Origin of the sequence: Candidatus Vagococcus giribetii, assembly GCF_017316185.1 — a bacterium.
Taxonomy (GTDB): Bacteria; Bacillota; Bacilli; order Lactobacillales; family Vagococcaceae; genus Vagococcus; species Vagococcus giribetii.
Window position 1 is genome coordinate 1 of the sequence record NZ_JAFLVX010000022.1, and the last position, 24,338, is coordinate 24,338.

General features: G+C 33.8%; 19 protein-coding genes, 1 tRNA gene and 1 CRISPR repeat array. Of the genes, 4 read left to right on the forward strand and 16 right to left on the reverse strand.

The window, feature by feature from the left end:
* Positions 1–10: 10 nt before the first annotated feature.
* Positions 11–2,025: direct repeats of the CRISPR family, unit length 36 nt; unit sequence GTTTTACTGATAAGGAATTATTGAGAGTACAAAAAC.
* A 28-nt stretch (positions 2,026–2,053) separates the two neighbouring features.
* The 4 genes from DOK76_RS09145 to cas9 all read right to left on the reverse strand — a co-directional run bounded on the left by DOK76_RS09145 (position 2,054) and on the right by cas9 (position 7,926).
* A complete protein-coding gene (locus DOK76_RS09145; protein ID WP_206967024.1) occupies positions 2,054–3,091 on the reverse strand; it encodes a P-loop NTPase family protein in 1,038 nt (345 codons plus the stop codon).
* Positions 3,091–3,384 (reverse strand): CRISPR-associated endonuclease Cas2, encoded by a 294-nt coding sequence (gene cas2 / locus DOK76_RS09150; RefSeq protein ID WP_206967102.1) that lies wholly within the window; start codon positions 3,382–3,384, stop codon positions 3,091–3,093. Before cas2 ends, DOK76_RS09145 begins: the two co-directional genes overlap by 1 nt.
* Positions 3,385–3,410: 26 nt before the next feature.
* A complete protein-coding gene (gene cas1 / locus DOK76_RS09155; RefSeq protein WP_206967026.1) occupies positions 3,411–4,325 on the reverse strand; it encodes a type II CRISPR-associated endonuclease Cas1 in 915 nt (304 codons plus the stop codon).
* Between the two features lie 193 nt (positions 4,326–4,518).
* Positions 4,519–7,926, reverse strand: coding sequence for a type II CRISPR RNA-guided endonuclease Cas9 (gene cas9 / locus DOK76_RS09160; RefSeq protein ID WP_242542277.1), 3,408 nt, complete (start codon positions 7,924–7,926; stop codon positions 4,519–4,521).
* Positions 7,927–8,292: 366 nt separating this feature from the next.
* On the opposite strand from cas9, the gene DOK76_RS09165 reads away from it, so the two are divergent.
* Complete coding sequence (locus DOK76_RS09165; RefSeq protein WP_206967028.1) at positions 8,293–9,144, forward strand: hypothetical protein; 852 nt, start codon at positions 8,293–8,295, stop codon at positions 9,142–9,144.
* A 57-nt stretch (positions 9,145–9,201) separates the two neighbouring features.
* Here the strand turns inward: DOK76_RS09165 and DOK76_RS09170 are convergent, their stop codons facing one another.
* From DOK76_RS09170 to rpoN, 9 genes are all read right to left on the reverse strand, one after another.
* Positions 9,202–9,435, reverse strand: a complete 234-nt coding sequence (locus DOK76_RS09170; RefSeq protein ID WP_206967030.1) for a hypothetical protein — start codon at positions 9,433–9,435, stop codon at positions 9,202–9,204.
* Between the two features lie 18 nt (positions 9,436–9,453).
* The gene (locus DOK76_RS09175; protein WP_206967031.1) at positions 9,454–10,683 is read right to left on the reverse strand and encodes a phage lytic cycle repressor MrpR family protein; all 1,230 of its coding nucleotides are present in this window, start codon (positions 10,681–10,683) and stop codon (positions 9,454–9,456) included.
* Positions 10,684–10,965: 282 nt separating this feature from the next.
* Positions 10,966–12,261 (reverse strand): phosphopyruvate hydratase, encoded by a 1,296-nt coding sequence (gene eno / locus DOK76_RS09180; protein WP_206967034.1) that lies wholly within the window; start codon positions 12,259–12,261, stop codon positions 10,966–10,968.
* A gap of 101 nt (positions 12,262–12,362) precedes the next feature.
* Positions 12,363–13,889, reverse strand: coding sequence for a 2,3-bisphosphoglycerate-independent phosphoglycerate mutase (gene gpmI / locus DOK76_RS09185; RefSeq protein WP_206967036.1), 1,527 nt, complete (start codon positions 13,887–13,889; stop codon positions 12,363–12,365).
* Position 13,890: 1 nt separating this feature from the next.
* Positions 13,891–14,646, reverse strand: a complete 756-nt coding sequence (tpiA, locus tag DOK76_RS13160; protein ID WP_242542278.1) for a triose-phosphate isomerase — start codon at positions 14,644–14,646, stop codon at positions 13,891–13,893.
* A 21-nt stretch (positions 14,647–14,667) separates the two neighbouring features.
* Positions 14,668–15,855 carry a phosphoglycerate kinase gene (locus tag DOK76_RS13165; protein ID WP_242542279.1) on the reverse strand — a complete coding sequence of 396 codons (1,188 nt, stop codon included), beginning with the start codon at positions 15,853–15,855 and terminating at the stop codon, positions 14,668–14,670.
* A 98-nt stretch (positions 15,856–15,953) separates the two neighbouring features.
* Entirely contained in the window at positions 15,954–16,958 is a 1,005-nt protein-coding gene (gene gap / locus DOK76_RS09195) for a type I glyceraldehyde-3-phosphate dehydrogenase (RefSeq protein ID WP_206967038.1), read from the reverse strand.
* A gap of 44 nt (positions 16,959–17,002) precedes the next feature.
* Positions 17,003–18,040, reverse strand: a complete 1,038-nt coding sequence (locus DOK76_RS09200) for a sugar-binding transcriptional regulator (protein WP_206967041.1) — start codon at positions 18,038–18,040, stop codon at positions 17,003–17,005.
* Between the two features lie 177 nt (positions 18,041–18,217).
* The gene (gene rpoN / locus DOK76_RS09205) at positions 18,218–19,564 is read right to left on the reverse strand and encodes an RNA polymerase factor sigma-54 (RefSeq protein WP_206967043.1); all 1,347 of its coding nucleotides are present in this window, start codon (positions 19,562–19,564) and stop codon (positions 18,218–18,220) included.
* 70 nt (positions 19,565–19,634) lie between these two features.
* On the opposite strand from rpoN, the gene DOK76_RS09210 reads away from it, so the two are divergent.
* The 3 genes from DOK76_RS09210 to DOK76_RS09220 all read left to right on the forward strand — a co-directional run bounded on the left by DOK76_RS09210 (position 19,635) and on the right by DOK76_RS09220 (position 21,048).
* Positions 19,635–19,706 (forward strand) — tRNA-Arg (locus tag DOK76_RS09210).
* 219 nt (positions 19,707–19,925) lie between these two features.
* Positions 19,926–20,519 carry an ATP-dependent Clp endopeptidase proteolytic subunit ClpP gene (clpP, locus tag DOK76_RS09215; protein ID WP_206967045.1) on the forward strand — a complete coding sequence of 198 codons (594 nt, stop codon included), beginning with the start codon at positions 19,926–19,928 and terminating at the stop codon, positions 20,517–20,519.
* 13 nt (positions 20,520–20,532) lie between these two features.
* Positions 20,533–21,048 carry a thioredoxin domain-containing protein gene (locus DOK76_RS09220; RefSeq protein WP_206967047.1) on the forward strand — a complete coding sequence of 172 codons (516 nt, stop codon included), beginning with the start codon at positions 20,533–20,535 and terminating at the stop codon, positions 21,046–21,048.
* Positions 21,049–21,109: 61 nt separating this feature from the next.
* Here the strand turns inward: DOK76_RS09220 and DOK76_RS09225 are convergent, their stop codons facing one another.
* Genes DOK76_RS09225 through DOK76_RS09235 form a run of 3 tightly spaced genes read right to left on the reverse strand, consistent with a single transcriptional unit; the run spans position 21,110 to position 24,337 of the window.
* On the reverse strand, positions 21,110–22,306 hold the full coding sequence (locus DOK76_RS09225; protein WP_206967049.1) for a dihydrolipoamide acetyltransferase family protein: 1,197 nt from the start codon (positions 22,304–22,306) through the stop codon (positions 21,110–21,112).
* 16 nt (positions 22,307–22,322) lie between these two features.
* Positions 22,323–23,345: an alpha-ketoacid dehydrogenase subunit beta gene (locus DOK76_RS09230; RefSeq protein ID WP_206967051.1), complete on the reverse strand. Its 1,023-nt coding sequence runs from the start codon at positions 23,343–23,345 to the stop codon at positions 22,323–22,325.
* A 26-nt stretch (positions 23,346–23,371) separates the two neighbouring features.
* Positions 23,372–24,337: a thiamine pyrophosphate-dependent dehydrogenase E1 component subunit alpha gene (locus DOK76_RS09235; protein WP_206967053.1), complete on the reverse strand. Its 966-nt coding sequence runs from the start codon at positions 24,335–24,337 to the stop codon at positions 23,372–23,374.
* Position 24,338: the final 1 nt, after the last annotated feature.

The following is a 24,338-nucleotide window of genomic DNA, read 5'->3' on the forward strand; positions in this document are numbered from 1 at the left end:
AGCAACTTACGTTTTACTGATAAGGAATTATTGAGAGTACAAAAACAGTTGCCATCATTACCATTTGTGTAATTTGGTTTTACTGATAAGGAATTATTGAGAGTACAAAAACAAAGTAAAGCAATAATCGATAAACAAAGTTGTTTTACTGATAAGGAATTATTGAGAGTACAAAAACTGTGTACTATGCCCATGATTAACTTCGTTTGTTTTACTGATAAGGAATTATTGAGAGTACAAAAACACTACAGCTTTATAATCATGTCTTAATAGGGTTTTACTGATAAGGAATTATTGAGAGTACAAAAACCTAATCATCATCGTAGATAATTTCGTGATTGTTTTACTGATAAGGAATTATTGAGAGTACAAAAACCATAACCTTTAAAGAATTGTTCTGCTGTTTGTTTTACTGATAAGGAATTATTGAGAGTACAAAAACAATACATACAGAAAAGTTATTATGTGTTAGGTTTTACTGATAAGGAATTATTGAGAGTACAAAAACCTCGTTGCTTGTGGCTAAAGCTAGTGCTTTGTTTTACTGATAAGGAATTATTGAGAGTACAAAAACTAGTACACATTTTGTATTATGTCAACAACGGTTTTACTGATAAGGAATTATTGAGAGTACAAAAACCAGATAACTTCGTATCAATTTGATAGTAAAGTTTTACTGATAAGGAATTATTGAGAGTACAAAAACATCGGAGGTAAAAACATGCCAATTTATGAATGTTTTACTGATAAGGAATTATTGAGAGTACAAAAACAATGTGAACGTTGTTTGTAGTTTGGCGAATGTTTTACTGATAAGGAATTATTGAGAGTACAAAAACTGTGGTGTACGTGGGTTTTCTAAGGCAATGGTTTTACTGATAAGGAATTATTGAGAGTACAAAAACAGAATCGTGTTATTAGAAACTTGAACATAAGTTTTACTGATAAGGAATTATTGAGAGTACAAAAACTGTAAATAGTTGAATTACCAACACAACGATGTTTTACTGATAAGGAATTATTGAGAGTACAAAAACTCATGGTGCAGGTGACCCGGGAGCAGTTGGTTTTACTGATAAGGAATTATTGAGAGTACAAAAACATGAAACAGGAGACTTTGATTTTAGACAAGGTTTTACTGATAAGGAATTATTGAGAGTACAAAAACACTTTTTGTTGAATAAAAGTATTATTTTATGTTTTACTGATAAGGAATTATTGAGAGTACAAAAACTGAAAGTCGGAATTTACGTGCGTGTTTCAAGTTTTACTGATAAGGAATTATTGAGAGTACAAAAACAACGACTGACTTAATTGTTGGTCGTTTTTAGTTTTACTGATAAGGAATTATTGAGAGTACAAAAACACTGATATTGGTTACCTAGCTGAAGCATTGGTTTTACTGATAAGGAATTATTGAGAGTACAAAAACGGAAAAGCGACCGAATAGGAAACCTTTTTGGTTTTACTGATAAGGAATTATTGAGAGTACAAAAACATAGCCAATATAGAAATGAACATAGAAGAAGTTTTACTGATAAGGAATTATTGAGAGTACAAAAACGACAACAATTATAGTTATGTGGTTTGTTTAGTTTTACTGATAAGGAATTATTGAGAGTACAAAAACTAGGTTCTTCAAACTCAACAATTGATTCTGGTTTTACTGATAAGGAATTATTGAGAGTACAAAAACCGATGCACCAGCAACCGAAACAGAGGGACGTTTTACTGATAAGGAATTATTGAGAGTACAAAAACACTGTAGTGTTAGGTAGCACACATCTAAAAGTTTTACTGATAAGGAATTATTGAGAGTACAAAAACAGATAGTATCTAGGTGTTCAGCAGAAGGATGTTTTACTGATAAGGAATTATTGAGAGTACAAAAACGAACGTTTAGCGCCATGCAAAATAGTAATAGTTTTACTGATAAGGAATTATTGAGAGTACAAAAACTCATATTATCTAGCCAGTAATGATAATGCAGTTTTACTGATAAGGAATTATTGAGAGTACAAAAACCTCAAATTTATTTTTATTCCTAATGAAACTATTTTAAAAAGGCTTTTTCTAATTTCGTTAACTGTTGAACTGACGTCTCAGTTGATGAGTTAACTTCTAAAATACTATTTAGCACTTTTAATAATATCATATCTCTTGCATCTAAGTAAAAGTTATCATACTTACTATTACCAACTAAATGAGATATTCGAAAAAAGCTTTCCACTAAATCCTTAGAACTCAAATTTAATGTATCAGGATAATGTCTCTCGATGCTTTCTTTAAAGTAACAAAACTCAGGTAATTGCTCATATGTATCATATAAAAGTACGGTCTTCTCTATATCCTCAATTGAATAATTAATGTCTAAACTACGATTAGAAAAAATAAAAAATTTGAGTTGCTTTGTTTCTCGAGCTATCCTTTTTAATTCTTCAAACAATAAATTTAAGTCAGTCGTTTCTAAGAAGCTCTCTGGATTAATTATGACTAACCAAACCATCTCCTCCTTTTCATTAATCATTTTTTCCAGCAACTTAATGTACTCATCTAGAAGCTCACTTGAATTTATCATCTCCAACGAATACTCATGCTTTTCAGTAAAATAAATTAACTCCAAACTCTCCTTTAATAAATCAGAAAAAAGTTTATTTCCTAAATTACTACTTATTGAATCAGAAAATTTACTCAAATGCTGATTAATGATTAACTCTAAATTTATTAGTTCATCATTTATTCTTTCCATTTGTGTAGTAATATCAATCTCATGTTGTAATTGAGTTAACTGTTGATACATGAGATTTCCCTTAGTAAATGATAACTGTTTATTTATACTCATATTATCCTCTAAAAATAAAATTGTAGTATTACGACTTTTCAATTGTTTATTATCATAATAAAACTCAATTCCATTTTCTCCATAAACTTCTTCTTCTAGTTCATTAAGATTTTTTGCTATGCTAAACCTTTTTAAAGATCTGATAATTTTTCTTTTCCACTTATTATGACCACCAACGAAAAATAAATAATCTGTCAGATTTACTTCTATAAATTTACCATTTTCGTATTCAATTTTGATCTCAGTCATCAAATAACCACCAATCTATTAGCACCTACAACTTCTTCTTGCCTACTACGGCTTCCTGCAAGCACTATCATATCTTGAAATTGAGTTTCTGAAACGTAAAGTAGTCTTACATTACCACCTTGAGGAACTAATCTTTTCAAAATCGATTCATATTTTTTTAATGCACTTCTATTAGGAAGACTTCTGTAATAAATTGAATACTGTAGCATGACAAATCCATTTTCTAATAAACTCTTTCTAAAGACTCGGTACTCTCGCATTTCATTTTTTGTTTCTGAAGGTAAATCAAACATACATACTAGTCTCACTCTCTCATAACTCACTTTCTTTCACACTCCACAAAATCTGCTAAGTTTATCTCCATTAAATAACTAAATTCCCTTTTCTCCATGCTTTTAATAAAGGAAATGACATATTCAGTCATACATTGATTGATATAGATTTTTTTATTATTGATTTTAATTTTCTGATTCAGAAAATCAATTAGTTGAATCCTATTATCATAAGTTAAATATTCTTCATCAGTTGATAGAACATGTCTATGAATATAATAATCCATTAATGGTCTAAAAGGTTCCATTAAATCATCAACTAAATTAAACGAATTGTATTCATTTCGATGAAATACGCCTAACATGGGTAACATGCCTTGAGCCACGACACATCTTGCCATTTGAGCTCTGACAATCGCATACCCATAATCCATACAAGCGTTAGGCAAACTATCATCTTCTCGAGTAAACCCTAAACCAAAATGAGAATTAAAATATACTTTTGCAACATGCCCCTCACGATTTGTTTCATCTCCTAATTGTAGATTGTCGCGTAAGTCCTTCATAATGTTTAATCGTTCTTCTTTAATATTGACATATTCAGAGAATGCAATCTGATTATTTATTTTTTGACGAACAATCTCTGTCCATATGGTCTGTTTTTGTTCCTCAGTCCAATCGCTTTGCCAAATAGCCCTTTTGGCACTCCTATGATATTGACCCAAGCCAAGAAATACTCCTGCTGGTAGATATTTACTATCACAAACAATTAACTCAATATGGTACTGGGCAAATTTCGCTAGTATTCGACTGCTTACACTTGTTTGCTCCCCTTCCAAGATAACGCTTTCAATATCGCTCAAAGGAATAATAAAACTATCTCTTTCTTTTACCACCTCTAAATTATCCAATTTAACTCGCAAAGTTTCTCCATTTTTTACAAATACTGTCCTAAATCCCAATCTTTCACCTCCTGTAATAATAAAAAAACATCACCGAATCGGTGATGTAAATTCGGCATAAAGCCTTATTTTTGTAGATTCTCAATAATTCCTTATCAGTAAAATTATAAAAAACCTTATGTTCCGTCGAACAAAGCAATCCGTCGATTACAAAACAATTATAACACATCTGACCATTTAATCAATATATTATTTAAATAATATTCTTTAAAATCTCTTTTGTAACATAATATTTATTACCCAGATGATCAGTGTTTATTTTTCCTATTTTCATACTTGGTTGTAATTTTTTTATGAATCGACTATTAGAAACTTTACCAAATAATGGAACCTCTTCACTCTTTTCCCATTGTTCTTTATCAATAGGTTTTAACTCTATATAGTTGAGATTATTTGTTGTCCTTGAACTAAACAAAGCTTCTAGTTCTTCATCTCCATCTTCTATCAATACTCGAGTCTTTCTATATAAACTAAAGCAAAATTCGCTGTTATTAGAGATTTTTTCTAATTCTTTTAGTTCCTTATACACTTGAACAGGAACCCCATATTCTCCATTTTGATAAGTCAGATGATTGTATTTTATCCCAAGTAACTCATACTTATCTAGTTCTTGATTATAATAGACGTCTGTTCTCCAAGGTTTCAGTGACAACAAAACAACTTGTTTAGCGTTTTTCGTCTGCTCACATTTATTTCCAAACTCATCTCTTGTAATATTAATGTGGCTACCTATTTTTTTATTATAATACTTCAAATCTTTGATAAAAGGACCGTTTCCTTTTTTTGAATATTTCCTAATGCCTACAACATCGTTATCAGTACAATATCTCTCAAAAGGTGATCTATCAACCTTTTTCACTTTCCCAGATGGATCTTGTACTTCCTCAAAGTCAGGGTATTTTCCCGCTATTTCACACAAAATTTTATATGTTTCAGGATCGTTCTTCTTAGCTAACAATTTATCTTTACACTTATCAAATTTCTTCCAACCATCTACAGAATAGATATCTTTGATTTTATCAATTAATAATGTGTCTTCAGTTGTTACCTCTTTCCCCCTTTTTATAGTTGTATCAGTAACCACTCGTGTTGAATAAATAGTAGCATCGCTTATTTTTCTATTATTTTTATTATCAACTTGATGAGAAAACTTAATTTTTGGATATAGTCGAACTGGTAATAGTTGACCAATAAATGAATCCCATTTAGGAATATATGACTTTCTATCCAGTAAATTCATTTTTTTATATTCTTGGTAAGGAATCATCTCACCTGTTTCTTGATCAAGCATGTATTTTCCACCTTCTTCATCAAAGCGATAGTCATATCGATCGACCCTAACAAAAGGAGAAACAGCACACAATATAGCATCTACAGCATGATGATGATGGGTCTCACGCGTTTTATCTAACGACTCTCCCCACTTCTTACGAAGTGTATGGGTATAACTTCCAGTAACTACTCTTACTTTCGTCTCACTGTTATTGAAAAAACTTTGAATCGTGTTTAATACCACACGACTTGCATAGCGAGTATCATTCAAATTTCTAGCAACAAACTTGGCTCTTACTTCAGGATCAAAGATGTCTCTTTGATCTAATAATATGTTTCTTTTATGTTTCTTCTTGTACGTCTGCATCACCCAATTTTCGTATTCAGACCAGGTTTGTCCTAATTTAGCACCATCTTGATAAGCTTGAAAGGGGCTACGTTGACCTTTTTCCTGATTTGCTTCTGATTTAACGAGGACTTTATTATTCATAGAATCATCTAAGCTAATTGACAGTGGAATAACATGATCTATTTCTGTAGCATTAGTGATTAACAATTCAGGACTAATAGGTTCTCCTGAATAAGCACAACGGCCATTTTGTTCATAATAGTAACCAATTTTCGCTGCAAAACCTTTCTTTCTCATTTCTAATTCAAACTTGGTTTCATTCCAACCAGATTGCTCTAATAAGAATTTCTCACTCATTTTCTTTCTATCCTCATTATGCTTTTGGATACTCTTTATCGTTTTTTTTGCATCATCTTCATTCTTATCTCTAGGCATTTCAATGGTTACATAGCTAATATTTTCTTTTCCATATTTCGCAATAAGTTCATTAAGAACGTGAAGCGAACGACTAACTGATTTATTGACAGTTGGGTTATAAATGTCATTAATTACTTGTTTAATTGGTATTCTTTTGTAATCAGCATACCTGTCTCTCAATTCTACTTTTAGTCCCAGTTCTTCTAATGCTGTATTTTGTTCCATCGGATAGGCAATCATTAATGGTGTAATTTGAGATAGTGTTTTTAAAGAGAAACTGTGCCAAGAGCTATTACTAGCTTTTCTCTTCAATTCCTTAAATTTTTGACAAATTATATCGTTAACATTTTTATCAAAATCAGTCAACTCTAAATCTAATGTATTTTTGACACCGTCTAATTCAGTATTTAAAGTTATTACTTTGGCAATAGCATCAACTGTTTCCTTTGAAAAATTGTTTAATTCTATTCCTTGTTCTTTAAATATCACTCGCCAATCTCTATATGTTTTCAACGAATGAACTTCAGGTTTATCATTTTTATCTATACGCCATCCTTTAATCTCTTTTCTCTGAAATCCTAGTAATTTCGCTAAGTCATTCGGACCAAATCGAGTTACCTCTTCTTCCATTAAATAGCTAATAATACTAGTTTTTTGTTCTTCTGAAACTCTTTCTTGCTCAGTTGGCAATCTTAAATTATTTAAATCATTTAAGAGGTTATAAATTTGAGCTGATAGACTGCTTGAACTAGCACGTAATTCACCTTGTATGTCTACTCCAATTAGTTTATCAAAAATGTTCTCTGCTGGTTTTCCAGTCTTCTCATAATCTGCCCATCTGCCATATGAACTTGTATTATATTTATTTCCTGGTCCATGGTAATAAGGTCGTTTGCGATAAATTAAACCTGCTGTTTCTCCAAACTCTTTATTAACGAAAAATTGGATAAAATCCTCTGTAATCTCAGAGTAAAACTCTTGTTGTTTACTCAATACCTGGTTCAATTCATTTACATAAGCTGAGACTGTAAACACATTTAATTGAAATTCGCCTAAGTTATTTTTCCCTGTTTTTACTCGTCCTTTATCTTTTAATCTATTTAATTGAATCTGTCCAGGTGTAAGCTCTCTTAGTAACTCAGTATTATGACGAACTTGATTTTTGTAATCCTGACTTTCTTTTGCTCCTTCTTCACTATCCTCATCTAAATAACTAATCCCTCTTTTTTTTACAATATGATTAACAACTCGGAAAATTTCCCCTTTAGTTAGTTGTTCAGTCAATCCTTTAACTCTTAACTCATACGGACAAACATTTTTTAAATTTTTTTCTTCTACAAAACCAATGGCTGACATTTTTTCTTTTGCATCACTAAGTCTTGTAACTTTTCTACTTAAAAGTCGTCTCGCACCTCTACTAGTTCTTCTAGTTAAATTATTCTCACTATTTTTAGCGCTGAATAATGAAACGCCTAAATCAATAATTTGACCATTTTTATCATTAATAATCGACCAACCACAGCTTGAAATCCCAATATCTAACCCGATACTATACATTTTCATTCTCCTAGCTAATTAATTTATTCATAGTCTTTAATTTACATAATTATATAAACATTTTACTACATTATGTTCTTTTTATATAGGCGAATTATTTAAAATCTAAGTTATTCAACAGCCTCTTTTAACTTAAGCTATCGATTTAATTACATTTGATTTTAATGAATGACTAATGAAGTTTCGTTTAGTTATAGTAACTTCCGGACTATATTAATATTTGTTTCTCACACCTTTAGAATGACTTGAGCATTGTAAATATTATGTAACGGAAAAAACACTATCTTGAAACTAATACTATTGACAATTAAATAACAAAAACATCTATTATAGGTTATAATAAAATTTGATAACAAGGAGTGGATAGTCTAAATGAAAGATGGAAAAATTCAAGGAACAGGTTTTATAATCGCTGTTATATTTACCTTTATTATGTTAACAGCTGGTAGAGTCCCGACTATTGAGGAACAAGAAACAGCAAAACAGCAAGCTAAAATTCAGAAAAGTGAAGCTGAATCAGACCTTGGCTACGTTAATAGAATGTTTGTTAAATCAAATTCAATTGTTAATTCTGATGGAACTGAATTACCAAAAGTCAAATCAAAAGATATTAATAGCACTGAAATTGAAAGATTTTTATTAAAAAATGGTCAGACTCTAAACTTTTCATTTAAACTATATGACCAAAATATTAGTTCAGACGATTTAACAAATAACATAATGACAACAGCACCTGTTGAGATGGTTAAGAAGTTAGATTTCGAAAACATAAGACTAGAAGACAATATTGATAATATGGAATTTAAAAATCTAAGAGATTTTAAATTAGATGAAGAAAATATGATTATCAGTTTTAACGCAGATCTTGTCGAGGATCAAGAGTACGGAATATTTTCACACGAAACATATCTAAAAGTAAATCTTGACTATATTGATGACTCTAATACGTTTAATAATCATTATGTTGTGAATTACGCAATAACTAGCGAAAGCAGAGAAGCTGGTAAAAACAGAACATACGAAGATGATGGAACTGTAAAGGGGAGAGGAGACGTTTCTTCTAATCAACAAAATAAAAACACATATAAAAAAGAGACTTATGTAAAAGGAGAAGATACAACTATCCCAATCAATGATGGAAACATCGAAGATTGGGAGCACATTCTTGACGCAGATCAAATTGAAGATGGTATAGCTGCAGACGGAGAAGGTATTTATGATTAATACCTTCTCTTTTTGACAAAAAAAACACTGATTTCTCAGTGGCTAAATAATTTTATTTTAATCAAATTCTCCAATTTTATTCTCTTCTATTAAGGTCTCAATAACTCCATCTTTCCTGAATAAAACATAAATGAAAAACAAACCTATAGGTAGCCATGGATTCATTAGGAATCCAGTCTTATAATATAAAATAAAGATACCTACCATGACTATTAGAAAAAACAACCACATACTGACTACTATTGCTAATGTATCAAATATTGCAGAAAAAAACATTCTTGTATACTTCAACTAAATTCCTCCATTAATCTAATTATACAAACCATAAGAACGACGTAAACGGGCTATTCTAATTTTGTTTGTATCTAACTTTACATCTTGTTTGTAATTTCCAATGGTGTTCCATTCCCCGAATCTTTTTAATGTTTTGATAATAGCGTCCGTTTCAGAAAGCCCTTCATTCATGTATCTAGAAATATAGTAGCTTCTACCACAGTTAGCAATATATCTAGTAGAAAAATTATCAAATTCAGAATTTACTGACTCCATTTGTTTTCTACATTCTTTGAATCTGTTGTATGTTCCACCGTAGCTTATGGAGAGAGAATCGTCTTTCTCTTTAGGTCTTCTTCCCATAGAACTTCTAAGCAGATAAGGTGTGTCTGCTAATTCCAAATATTCAAATTCGTGTCTATTGATTCGAATAATACTATCGGTCATAACTGTTTTTACGACACATCTCATTACATCTTCATCTATTTCAATAAATCTATCTACAGCCAAGTTAAAACCATGACCATCTAATTCATCTGTATATGCCCTTATTAATATAGAATCAGATGAGACATCGGTCTTAAGTATATGTCTCAGCTCGTCTCTCTCTTCAATTCTTGAAAGATTAATACCTTCAAAAATTAACAAAGGAATAATACCTTGTTGATGATTCATCATAGAATGGAATAAAGATACAAGATCTTCCCTTGTCAGGTTCTTTTCTTCTTCTTCTACAGATAGTACTTGAGAAAGAACCTTGGTTGTTTGGTATTTAGCCCACAAATTATCCTTTTCTTTAAATCCATAATTTTTTGAATAAAAATTGTAATAGTCTTTATAAATTTTTATTCTATATTTAAGACCGTAGAAAGAGAATTTATCACCAAGACCATTAATAGCTTCTATAACTTCTTCTTCTGAAAAATCTATCAAACTTTTATCAAACTTCTCTTCGTACACTTCTCCTTCTTGTAGGGCCAATCTAGCATATTCAATACTAGTTTCGGCTTCCCATATATTGAAAAGATATTCTATAAACAAACATTTCATAGCTTTGTTATATAAGAATGGATTTTCATCATCTTCGTCGAACAAAGGTTTAACATCTTCATCTAAATTATTATCACTAATTAAGTAGCCTAATTCAGAAATCTCTTGATCCTTAAGACTTGTGGCCCACTCACCATCTGTAGAAATTATTTCAACTAATTTCCCACTACTCAATTTAGTTAATTTATCGCTTCTAGTAAAATTTAATTTTTTCATCTATTTCTCCCAAGATAATGTTTCACTTATTTTATAACAAATCCATTTTCTAAAAAATGAATTCTAAACCAATTTATGTTATTTAATGTGAATTGTCAATAATAGATTGACATTCTTTTTTTCTTATTGAGAGACTACATACTTTTTAAACTACTTAACTAAAATTCTTAACCTAAATACGTAGATTCGACCAAACAAAAAAACACCCCCTAGCATTCACTAGAGAGTGTTACGTCCGATCAGTTTTAATTCCTATTAGAATAAACTTATTTAAAATTGTAATTATTTATCGTTTAAGTTGTAGAATGAAGCTAAACCTTTGTATTCAGCTACTTCACCTAATTGGTCTTCAATACGTAATAATTGGTTGTATTTAGCAATACGGTCAGTACGGCTAGCAGAACCTGTTTTGATTTGACCAGCGTTAGTTGCAACAGCGATATCAGCGATTGTTGCATCTTCAGTTTCACCAGAACGGTGAGAAACAACTGCAGTGTATCCAGCTTCTTTAGCCATTTCAATAGCTTCAAACGTTTCAGTTAAAGTACCGATTTGGTTAACTTTGATTAAGATTGAGTTAGCGATACCTTCTTCGATACCACGAGCTAATTTTTCTGTGTTAGTTACGAATAAGTCGTCACCAACTAATTGTACTTTTTTACCTAATTTTTCTGTTAAGTGTTTGAATCCTTCCCAGTCGTTTTCATCTAATCCATCTTCGATTGAGATGATTGGGTATTTAGCACATAATTCTTCATATAATGCTACCATTTCTTCAGAAGTTAAAGAACGTCCTTCAGAAGTTAGGTCATATTTACCAGTTTCTTTGTTGTAGAATTCTGATGAAGCAACGTCCATTGCTAAACGAACGTCTTTTCCTGGAACGTATCCAGCTTTTTCGATAGCTTCGATAATAACTTCTAAAGCTTCTTCGTTAGATGCTAAGTCAGGAGCGAATCCACCTTCGTCACCTACAGCAGTGTTTAAACCTTTTGATTTTAATACAGCTGCTAAGTTATGGAATACTTCAGTACCCATACGGATAGCTTCTTTAAATGTTGATGCACCAACAGGCATAATCATGAACTCTTGGAAGTCAACGCTGTTGTCAGCATGTGATCCACCGTTGATGATGTTCATCATTGGAGTTGGTAATACTTTAGTGTTAAATCCACCTAAGTAGTGGTATAAAGGAATTTCTAAGTAATCAGCAGCAGCACGAGCAGCAGCGATAGAAACACCTAAAATAGCGTTAGCTCCTAATTTACCTTTGTTTGGAGTTCCGTCTAATTCGATCATTTTTTTGTCGATTGCCATTTGGTCACGTACGTCATAACCAATAATTTCTTCAGCGATAATGTTGTTCACGTTATCAACAGCTTTTAAAACACCTTTACCTAAATAACGAGATTTATCTCCATCACGTAATTCAACGGCTTCATATTCACCAGTTGAAGCTCCAGAAGGAACCATTCCACGACCAAAAGCACCACTTTCAGTATAAACTTCTACCTCGATTGTTGGGTTTCCACGTGAGTCTAGGACTTCGCGAGCATAAACATCAGTAATAATTGACATTGTTTTTTTCTCTCCTTTAGGATTATTGTTTTATTGCTAGGGGATAAAATCCCTTAGTATCATTTTAACTGGTTTTTCATCTTCTTACAATGAAAAACGGACTATTTAATTAATGACTCTCCGGTCATTTCTTCAGGTTTTTCAACCCCTAATAAATCTAACATCGTTGGAGCGATGTCTGCTAAACGACCACCGTCTCTTAATTCAACACCAGCTTTTGTCACAATAACTGGGACAGGTACTGTTGTATGTGCTGTATGAGGATCGCCTTCTGGTGTCGTCATTGTTTCTGAGTTACCATGATCCGCAAAAATAATGGCATGACCACCTTTAGCGTGGATCGCATCAACTACTTTACCTAAACACTCATCAACTGCTTCAATTGCTTTAATCGCAGCTTCTAAGATACCAGAATGACCTACCATATCTGGGTTAGCAAAGTTTAAAAGAATCGCATCATGTTTGTCTGCTTCAATGTCTGCTACTAATGCTTCAGTCACTTCGTAAGCACTCATTTCAGGTTGCAAATCATATGTTTCAACTTTTGGTGAGTTGATTAAAATACGGCTTTCACCTTCAAACTCCTCATTACGTCCACCATTCATAAAGAAAGTAACATGTGGGTATTTTTCAGTTTCAGCAATACGTAATTGTTTAAGTCCTTTGTTTGAAAGAACTTCGCCAATAACGTTTTTCATTTCGATTGGTGGATAAGCTACTTCTGCAACAATGCTTGGATTGTATAGAGTCATCGTTACAAATTTAACATTTGTCGGATGATTTTCTCTTGTAAAGAATTCCCACTCAACATCAGTGAATGCATTAGATAATTGAATCGCACGGTCTGGACGGAAGTTAAAGAAGATAACGGCATCGTTGTCTTTAACACTTCCTACAGGTTGCCCGTCTTTTTCAATCACAGTTGGGATAACAAACTCATCGTTTTTACCGTCAGCGTAAGAAGCAATAATCGCTTCAACTGGGTTAGATGCTTTATTTCCTTCACCGTTCACTAAAACGTTATAAGCTTTTTCAACACGTTCCCAACGTTTGTCACGGTCCATTGCGTAGAATCGACCTGAGACTGTAGCTACTTCTCCATAACCTAATTCAGTCATGAATTGAACTAGCTCTTCCATGTAACCTTTACCTGATGTTGGTGATACGTCACGTCCATCTAAAAAGGCATGAACATAAGTGTTTTTAACACCTTTTTCTTTAGCCATTTTAAGTAAAGCATACAAGTGATTTTGATGACTGTGAACACCACCATCAGATAATAATCCGAATAAATGTAAGTCTGAGTCATTGTTTAAAGCATGGTCAATCCCATTGTTTAAAGCTGTATTCGTTTGGAATTCTCCATCTTGAATCGCTTTATCAATACGAGTTAAACTTTGGTAGACAATACGTCCTGCACCAATGTTTGTGTGCCCTACTTCAGAGTTACCCATTTGACCTTCTGGAAGACCAACATCAAGGCCAGAAGCTTTTAGTTGGTTATGTGGAAATTCATTCCAGTAACGGTCAAAGTTAGGTGTATTTGCTTGAAGAACAGCATTACCTGTTACTTCGTCGCGTTTTCCATATCCATCAAGGATAATCATAGCGATAGGTGCTTTTGTCATACTATTTTACAGCCTCCAATAGTGCTAAGAATGAATCTACTTCAAGAGCAGCTCCACCAACTAAGGCACCATCAACGTTTTCTTTACTCATGTATTCTGCAATGTTTTCAGGTTTAACTGAACCACCGTATTGGATACGAACTTTGCTTGCAACAGTATCGTTGTAAAGTTTTACAACAGTACTACGAACTACGCCACAGATTTCGTCTGCAATATTAGCGTCAGCTGATTTACCAGTTCCGATTGCCCAGATTGGTTCGTAAGCAATAACTAAGTTAGATACTTGCTCATCCGTTAAATCTTTCAAGCCACCAGTGATTTGTCCTTCGATCCATTCAGCTGTTTTTCCAGCTTCATAAGTTTCTAATGTTTCACCACAACAAAGGATTGGTGTCATACCGTTAGCGATAATTGCTTTTGCTTTTTTGTTAATATCTTCGTCAGTTTCGCCGAAGTATTCACGACGTTCTGAGTGACCAATAATCACATAGTCAACGCCTAAGTCAGCTAAAGCAGCAGGTGACGTTTCACCAGTGAATGCTCCACTGTTTTCAAAGTAACAGTTTTGAGCTGAAATTTTTAAATCAGTTCCTTTAGCAATCTTAACTAAATCTGTTAAGAAAAGTGCTGGTGATCCAATCACTGAATCCACTTTGTCGTTTGATGGAATACTATTTTTAACAGCTTCTGCAAAAGTATTTGCTTCTGATACTGTTTTATTCATTTTCCAGTTTCCTGCAATAATAGGTTTACGCATTATTCTTTTACCCCTTTAATTTTATTTATCTGAGATAGACTCAACGCCTGGTAATTTTTTACCTTCTAAGTATTCTAAAGAAGCTCCACCACCAGTTGAGATATGTGTGAATTTTTCAGCATAGCCTAATTGAATCGCTGCTGCTGCAGAATCCCCACCACCAATGATTGTTGTTGCATCTTCTAAATTAGCAATTGCTTCACAAACACCGATTGTTCCTTTAGCAAATGTTGGTAATTCAAAAACTCCCATTGGGCCATTCCATACAACTGTTTTAGCACCTTGTAATTCTTTAGTGAATAATTCGATTGATTTAGGACCAATGTCTAAACCTTCTAAATCAGCAGGAATGTTGTTTTCATGAATTTCAGTTGGAGCGTCGTTATCAAAGTCAGCAGCACATACAGTATCTACTGGTAAGATAATTTTGTCTCCAGCTTTTTCTAATAATGATTTTGCTAAATCAACTTTGTCTAGTTCAACGATTGATTTACCAATTTCACGACCTAAAGCTTTGTTGAATGTATAAGTCATTCCACCACCGATAAGGATTTTATCAGCTTTTTCGATTAGGTTTTCAATAACACCAATTTTATCAGATACTTTAGCGCCACCTAAGATAGCAACGAAAGGACGTTTTGGCTCATCAACTGCGCCACCGATAAATTTGATTTCTTTTTCCATTAAGTAACCTGCTGCAGAAGGTAAGTTAGAAGCGATTCCCACGTTTGATGCATGAGCACGGTGAGCAGTACCAAAAGCGTCATTTACGAATACATCACCTAATGATGCCCAGTATTTACCTAATTCTGGATCGTTTTTGCTTTCTTTTTTGCCATCGATGTCTTCAAAACGAGTGTTTTCAACAACTAAGATATCTCCTGCTGTTAATTTAGCCACAGCTGATTCTAAAATCTCGCCTCTTGTTTCAGCTACAAAATTAACTGATTTACCTAATAATTCAGATAGACGTTCTGCTACAGGTTTTAATGATTTACCTGCTTTGTCTTCTTCTGTTTTCACACGACCTAAGTGAGAGAACAAAATAGCTGATCCACCTTGTTCTAAAATGTAGTTAATAGTTGGTAATGCAGCAACGATACGGTTATCGTTTGTAATTTCTCCGTCTTTTAAAGGCACATTAAAATCCACACGTACCAGAACTTTTTTCCCTTTTAAATCTAAATCTTCAACAGTTTTTTTCGCCATAATGAGTAAATCCTCCCGTAAATGGTTAATTAAAAAGCGAGGAAGCGTGCAGCTTCCCCGCTTCAAATGAAATTTTAAACTTATGTATTAAGTTAAAATTAAGCTAAGTTTGCAAAGTATTCTAAAGTACGAACTAATTGAGCTGTATATGACATTTCGTTATCATACCAAGATACAGTTTTAACTAATTGTTGGTCTCCAACTGTCATTACTTTAGTTTGAGTTGCATCAAATAATGATCCAAAAGTCATACCTACGATATCAGATGATACGATTTGATCAGTTGTGTAACCGTAAGATTCGTTAGCAGCAGCTTCCATTGCAGCATTAACTTCTTCAACAGTAACTTTTTTGTCTAAAACAGTTACTAATTCTGTTAATGAACCAGTTGCAACAGGAACACGTTGAGCAGCTCCGTCTAATTTTCCGTTTAATTCTGGAATAACTAAACCGATAGCTTTAGCAGCACCAGTTGTGTTAGGTACGATGTTTTCTGCAGCAGCACGTGCACGACGGAAGTCTCCACCTGGGTGAGGACCGTCTAATGTCATTTGGTCTCCAGTGTAACCATGGATAGTTGTCATTAATCCTTCAACAATACCAAAGTTTTTGTTTAAAGCGTCAGCCATTGGTGCTAAACAGTTAGTTGTACAAGAAGCACCTGAAATTACTGTTTCTTTACCTGTTAAGATATCATGGTTAGTGTTGTAAACAACTGTTGGTACGTCGTTTCCACCTGGTGCAGAAATAACAACACGTTTAGCTCCACCTTTTAAGTGTAATTCAGCTTTTTCTTTAGAAGTAAAGAAGCCAGTACATTCTAATACGATGTCTACTCCTAATTCTCCCCATGGTAACTCTTCAGGATTACGGTTAGCTAAAACTTTAACTTCTTTTCCGTTAACTTTGAAGAAGCCATCATGAACTTCAACATCACCATTGAAACGTCCTTGTGTAGTATCATATTTTAATAAATGAGCTAACATTTTTGAATCTGTTAAGTCATTGATTGCTACTACTTCTAATCCTGCTACTTCTTGGATACGACGGAATGCTAAACGTCCAATACGTCCAAAACCATTAATACCTACTTTTACTGTCATGCGAGATTTCCTCCTTTAGAAAATCGAAAAAATTTATTTTATTTTTAAAGAGTTTCCTCTTTTAAAATCTGATTAGCAGCACCTTCGTCGGTTAATAACCACGTTTGTTTCGGTGCATTTTTGATGTATGCTTCGATTACTTTAGCCTTACTACTACCACCAGCTATCGCAATCACATACGGAATATGTTGTAGGTCTTTTAATTGAAGACCTATACGTGGGATTTTATAAACCACTTCACCTTGTTCGTTAAAGAAGTAACCAAATGATTCTGCTACAGCTTTTCTGTCCTCTAGCATCTCTAAATCATCATCACTCATTGCTCGGCGTATTGCCATATGATGAGCCTCACCGATACTATGAATAACGCCATTGGCATTTTCAATTAACTTCAATACACTTTGAACAGAAGGTTCATGTAATAAATACTCATACGTTTCTGGACTAACTTGTTCAGGTACATATAAGGGTTTGAAATCTCCACCTGTTTTTTCAGCCATCATTCCGCTAATTGAATTAGCTTGAATGTTGATTGTCTCACCAACACCACCTCTTGCAGGTACAAAAAGGACATGTCGATTAGATGTCTCTAAATTTCCCATGGTTTGTGCTACTGTTCCCATGGTTGTCCCACCCATAACGGCAATGGTATTGTCTCCATCTGGCAATTTGTTTGCCAAAAGGTCTGAAACGATCGGGCCAAATTTTTCTAAAACTTTTTTCTCTTGATCACTATCTCCTGCTACAATGATACATCGAGCAATCCCTAATTTCTTAGCAAGCTCTCGCTCTTTAACGCCAGTGCCTGAATACTCAGCCATAAACTGCTCTAAGCCTTCGTAAATCTCTAAGCCTTCGCTTGTTAAAGACATACCACTTTTGTTTGCATCAATAAGGGTCAAGTGTTTCAGAAAATCTGTTTCAGTTCGTAAGGATCTTTCTGAGATATTTAACTTTTGCGCTAAGGTACGTCGACCTACTGGCTGCATCCAATAAATATTTCTAAGAATTCGATACCTACTTTCAACCACTTGCATCATGTCAGGAGCAATTCTCTCAATCATCTCTAAATCGTGAAGCATCGAGGTAAACTCCTTTGTAGGTCGTTTTTTGTCCAACGTAGACTTACTGCGACCCATAGTATTTAAAAAAACAGGTTGAATCAAAATCAAAAAACATATTTTTGCTTTGCTCAACCTTACAAAATCATTCTAACAGTAAATCACAAATTATTCAAGTCGGTTTTAAAAATTTTGTCTTCACTTTCTATCATAGCGCTTTCTTTTAGACGAAGATGGGATATCAAGTTCATCACGATACTTGGCAACTGTCCGTCTTGAAATCTTAATTTCCTTAGATAAAAGACTCTCAACAATCTTTTGATCGGAAAGTGGTTTATTCTTATTTTCTTCATCAACTAACTGTTGGATTTCTTTTTTGATCATATCTGTCGATAACTCATCGCCTTCTGTACCTTGTGAAATCCCTACAGTGAAGAAAGATCGTAACTCAAACATCCCAAAGTCAGTTTGCAGATATTTACCATTAACACTCCTACTGACTGTTGATTCATGGACACCTATTTTTTTAGCTACTTCTTTTAATTGCAAAGACTTTAATGGGCGTTTTGGATCTAAGAAGAAATCGTGTTGTTGAGAAACAATTTCTTCTGCCACTCGTAAAATAGTATTTCCCCTTTGAATGACACCTTTTTGTAAAAATTCAAATTCACTTTTTCGATTTTTCAAGTAATCTAAGACTTCTTTATCAGCTCTTTGACTCATTTGTTCAAAATATTTTTGCTGAAATACAAGAGTCGGTGTGCTTCTTTTAGTACTTGTCACTTCGATTTGTTTTCCTTTAACTTTCACAATAACATCTGGAATAATAAAACTTTCATCTTCATTTGAAAAGCCTGCTCCTGGATAAGGTTGCAACTTTTGAATATAGTCAACAATTTCTTGAATTTCAAATAACTCAATATCATATGCTTTTTCGATAACTTTCCACTTGCGATTGGCTAACTCTTCAAAGTATTCTTCTACTATAATATAAGCTAAGTTAGGTGCTATGTTATCTTTTTCAATTTGTAGTAAAAGACACTCTCTTAAATCCCTTGCACCTACCCCAGTAGGCTCTAGCATTTGTAGTAGAGTCAATGCATCTAAAAGTTCAATCTCAGTGGCCTGTGTCTGAACTCTGATATCTTCTAATGGTGTACTGAGATAACCATTTTTATCAACAAATTGAATCAAATGTAAGACTAGTTTTCTTAAGTAGGTATCTCGGTAGTTTAGATGGACTTGATTGATCAAGTACTCAAACAAAGATAAACGATTGTCAGGAACTTGCTCTAACCACTCTGTTTTTGAATCCCCAGACTGACTACTTCCTTGATTTTTACTTTTATATAGAAGTAAACTATCATCTGTATCAACTTTTATCTCTAATAATGGATTTTCTAAGGCTTTATTTTCTAGGAATGTTAGTAAATCATCTGTATTGTATTGAAGCATTTGAATAGATTGTTGCAACTCTTGGGTCATTGCGAGTTTTTGAGTTTGCTTTTGGGTTTGGTTTTGATGGATTCGTTGCTCAAACTTCAAGCTTATCATCTCCTCATCTGTAAATTGTCTTGCTATTTATAGTTATTTTGATAAAATTGATAGAGTACTTGCGTCCTTAGTGTAGTGGATATCACGTAAGATTCCGGTTCTTGAGACAGGGGTTCGATTCCCTTAGGACGCGTTTACAGTTAAGCAATGAGATATTTTCTCTTTGCTTTCTTTTTTTATTATAGCATTTTTTAAACTCATCAGACACTCCTTTGATAAAGGTTCTCTCCTTCTAATTTTAGGAGCTTTTTCTTTGACCTTTATTGACCATTTAGGTACACTTTATTCTAGGTAGATGATTTAAACTATGTTAAAATGTAGCTATTGAAGTTTTAGTTTAGGAGGAATTTTTATGAATTTAATACCAACAGTTATCGAGCAATCTTCTCGTGGCGAAAGAGCTTACGACATTTACTCAAGACTTTTAAAAGACCGCATTATTATGTTAAGTGGACCAATTGATGACAATGTTGCTAACTCAGTCATTGCTCAATTATTATTCTTAGATGCTCAAGATCCAGAAAAAGATATCTTTATCTACATCAACTCACCTGGTGGTAGTGTTTCTGCTGGGCTTGCTATTTACGACACAATGAACTTCATCAAAGCAGACGTTCAAACTATCGTTTTAGGTATGGCTGCTTCTATGGGAAGTTTCTTATTATCAGCAGGAACTAAAGGTAAACGTTTTGCTTTACCAAATGCTGAAATCATGATCCATCAACCATTAGGTGGCGCACAAGGTCAAGCAACTGAGATCGAGATCGCTGCTAAACACATTTTAAATACACGTGATCGATTAAACAAAATTTTAGCAGAAAACACAGGTCGAGATATTTCAATTATTGAAAAAGATACTGACCGCGACAATTTCATGTCTGCACAAGAAGCTAAAGAATACGGCTTAATTGATGAAGTCATGGTAAATAGTTCTAACTTAAAATAGGATGTGACTAAATATGGGAATGACAGATGTAGATGTAACAAAATTAAACACAGACACTGGTATCAAAATTGGAGACAACGAAGCTCCTATTAAAGTGATTGAATTCATTAATATCAGATGTCCATTTTGTCGACAATGGTTTGATGAAAAAAATGATTTGTTACAAGAATACGTAAATGCTGGAAAAATTCAACGTGTCATTAAGTTATTTGATAAAGAAAAACCTAGCTTAGCCAAAGGAAATATCATGCATCACCATGTACCAACTGATGCCTCTGCCTTAAGCGCTATTCAATCTATTTACAAGACTCAGGATGTCTGGGGTGATTTAGAAGATCATACAGAGATTGCTGCTTATGCCGTAAATGAATTAGGGTTGTCTTTACAAGAATACGAAAATATGACAACACGTATTTTAAAAGAAGCTGAAGAAGCAAATGTCTTCTTTATTCCAACTGTGATTATTGGTGAAGAAGTTTTTGATCAAAAAATCTCAACTGACGAATTAAAAGCTTTATTAGATAAATAAACACAAAATAGCCTGCCGAATTAATGAGTAATCTCATCAATTCAGCAGGTTTTTTTGTTTGTTATACGATTAATAAGTAAGGATTCTCTATGTAGTAAACAATTTGAGCTAAAAATTCTGCTGCTGGTGAACCATCTACTACTTGATGATCAAACGTTAAACTTAGTGGTAATTCTTGGATTTCTGTTATTTCTTTTTCTTTGTTAAAGATTAACTTCGAACTCATTGAGCCAATTCCCAATATACCGATTTCTGGTGTGTTTAAAATTGGTGTGAAATACTCAACTCCTGAGGTACCTAAATTAGTGATGGTAAATGTTGAACCACTGTATAAGTCACTAGGCAATGTCCCATCAATTGCTTGAGAAGTTACTTTTATAAACTCAGAACCAATTTCACTTAACGTTTTTGTTGTCACATCTCTAATTACAGGAACCACTAAACCATCATCAACAGCAACTGCCACTCCCATATGAATTGCGTCATGTTGTTTATATTCAGTACCATTGTATGAAGCATTCATCTCTGGTTTGTCTCTCAATGCTAAACTTACAGCTTTAATTAGCAACGTGTTAATACTTAAAGTACTTCGACCTAGTTGATCTCCTGTTTTTTCTTTTAGATCTCTTCTAAAAGCTAATAATTGGGTGATATCTGCTTTTCGATGTAGTGTTAGCTGAGCAGATTGTTGTAGACTATGATGCATTCTTTGAGCAATAACTTTACGCATTCCCTCTAAACCTTCACCCGCTACTTGAGAAATTGCTGCTACAGTAACTTGAGGAATAAATCGTTCTACATCTCGTCTAGTTATTCTACCATTACCACCTGTTCCTATAATTTCTTCTAGAGAATACCCTTTATCTGCTGCTATTTTTCTAGCAAGGGGAGTAGCAAAAATTCGTTCTCCAGAGACTCTTTTAGGAGTTGGTATTGGGGTTTCTTTAGGTACTGCTGTTACTGTAATATCTGCCTTAGAAATAATCTCTTCAGGTGTTTGATTATTTGAAACACTTTCTCCGACCTCACCAACATAGCCAATCACACCTTGACAGACAATTTCTTCACCATTGTCAGCTGTAATATCAAGTAATACCCCATCAATAGGTGACTCTACATCATGAGTTAATTTTTCCGAACTAATAGAAACAATAGCCTCCCCTTTTGCAACAGGATCTCCTACTTGTTTATACCATTGATCCACTGTTCCTTCTGTCATTGTTAAACCTAATGTTGGCATTAATAATGATTCTGCCATTTTTTTCACCTACCCTTTATTTTAAGTCTTGAATTAATTCTTCTGCTTCTTTTAATACTTTTTCTTTATTTGGTAAATAAAGTGCCTCTAAGTTACTTGCAAACGGCACTGGTGTATTTGGTGCACAGATACATTTGATTGGCCCGTCTAAGTAATCAAATGCTTTATCACTAATAACAGAGGCAATATCTGTTGCCGTATTATTATGCGGATTCGCTTCATCAATAACAATCAATCGACCTGTTTTTTTAACTGATTGGATAATCGTTTCCTGATCCCATGGTGCCACAGTAATTAAATCAATTACTTCAACAGACACACCTGATTTTTCAAGTTCTTCAGCTACATCTAATGCCACATATAGCATTTTCCCAATAGTAACAATAGTTAAATCAGTACCTTCACGCTTCACTTTAGCTTTTCCAATTTCTACTTTATAATAGTCTTCTGGTACTTCGTCTTTAATACCATATAACGTTTTATCTTCTGAGAAAATTACAATGTTGTCATCTTCAATCGCTGAAATTAGCAGCCCTTTTGCATCATACGGATTTGAAGGAACAACAACTTTTAATCCTGGTATAGAACCAAACATACCGTAATAAGAACCTGAGTGTTGCGCTGCAGCTGAAGCTCCTGCTCCGTGACAAGTTCTAACAGTCATGGGAATAGTTGCTTTTCCACCAAACATGTAACGCATTTTTGAACCTTGAGCTAACAGCGTATCAAAACAGAATCCTAGAAAATCATTAAACATTAACTCTGGAACAGGACGTAAACCAGTCGCTGCAGCCCCTACTGAAGCTCCCATGTAGCCCATTTCTGAAATTGGCGTATCAATAACTCGCTCATAGCCATGTTTTTCGACTAATCCTTTTGTTACACCAAATACACCGCCCCAAGCTCCTTCTCCTTCGAGATGTTCAATATGAGTTCCACCCGCAATATCTTCTCCTAAAAGAATAACTCGCTCATCTCTGTCCATTGACATATCTAAACCTTCATTAATTGCTTGCATAAACGTAATTCTTCTACTCATTGTTGTCACTCCTTATAATTAATTTTTTAGATAGACACATCTTCGTATAATGCTTCTGGTTTTGGTACTGAACTTTCTCTTGCAAAAGTAACTGCATCTTCTGTATCTTTTATTGATTGAGCTTCAATGTTGTTCGCTACTTTTTCTGATAACCATTTATTTTCAATAGCTACCTTTCTAAACTCAACTATATTATCAATAGTTGCGTAGTCTTTTTCTTCCCCTTCTTTTGCTTTGTATTTTTGTTCATCTCCCTCAAAATGCCCATAATTTCTATAAGTCACACATTCTAAAAGGGTCGGCCCTTCTCCGCGACGAGCTCTATCAATCGCTTCTCCGGCAGCTTCATAAACCGCAACTAAATCTTTTCCTTCAACTCGTACACCTGGGATACCATAGGCTACGCTTCGTTCCGCAATCGTCTTAGATCCTGATGCATATTTAACTGATGTTGATTCAGCAAAACCATTATTCTCACAAACAAAAACAACTGGTAAGTTCCAAATTGATGCCATATTAATTCCCTCATGGAAAGTCCCTTCGTTCGCAGCACCATCACCAAAAAAGCAAATTGCTACATCTTTGGTTTTTAAGTATTTATTACGAAGTCCTGCCCCAACAGCAATTGGGAAACCTCCGCCAACCATACCGTTAGCACCCAACATACCTTTGTCAATATCGGCAATATGCATTGAACCACCTTTACCTTTACAAAGACCTGTCTCCTTACCAAAAATTTCAGCCATCATTCCATTCAAGTCACAACCTTTTGCAATACAATGGCCATGACCACGGTGAGTACTCGTAATGTAATCTGAATTAGTTAAATGAGCACAGACACCTGTTGCAACGGCTTCTTCACCAGCATACAAATGGACAAACCCTGGGATTTCCCCTGTTGTAAAAATGCGATGAACTTCATCCTCAAAATTTCTAATATCATTCATTGTTTTGTAAATCCACTCTGCTTGTTGTTTTGTCATTGTTTCCATT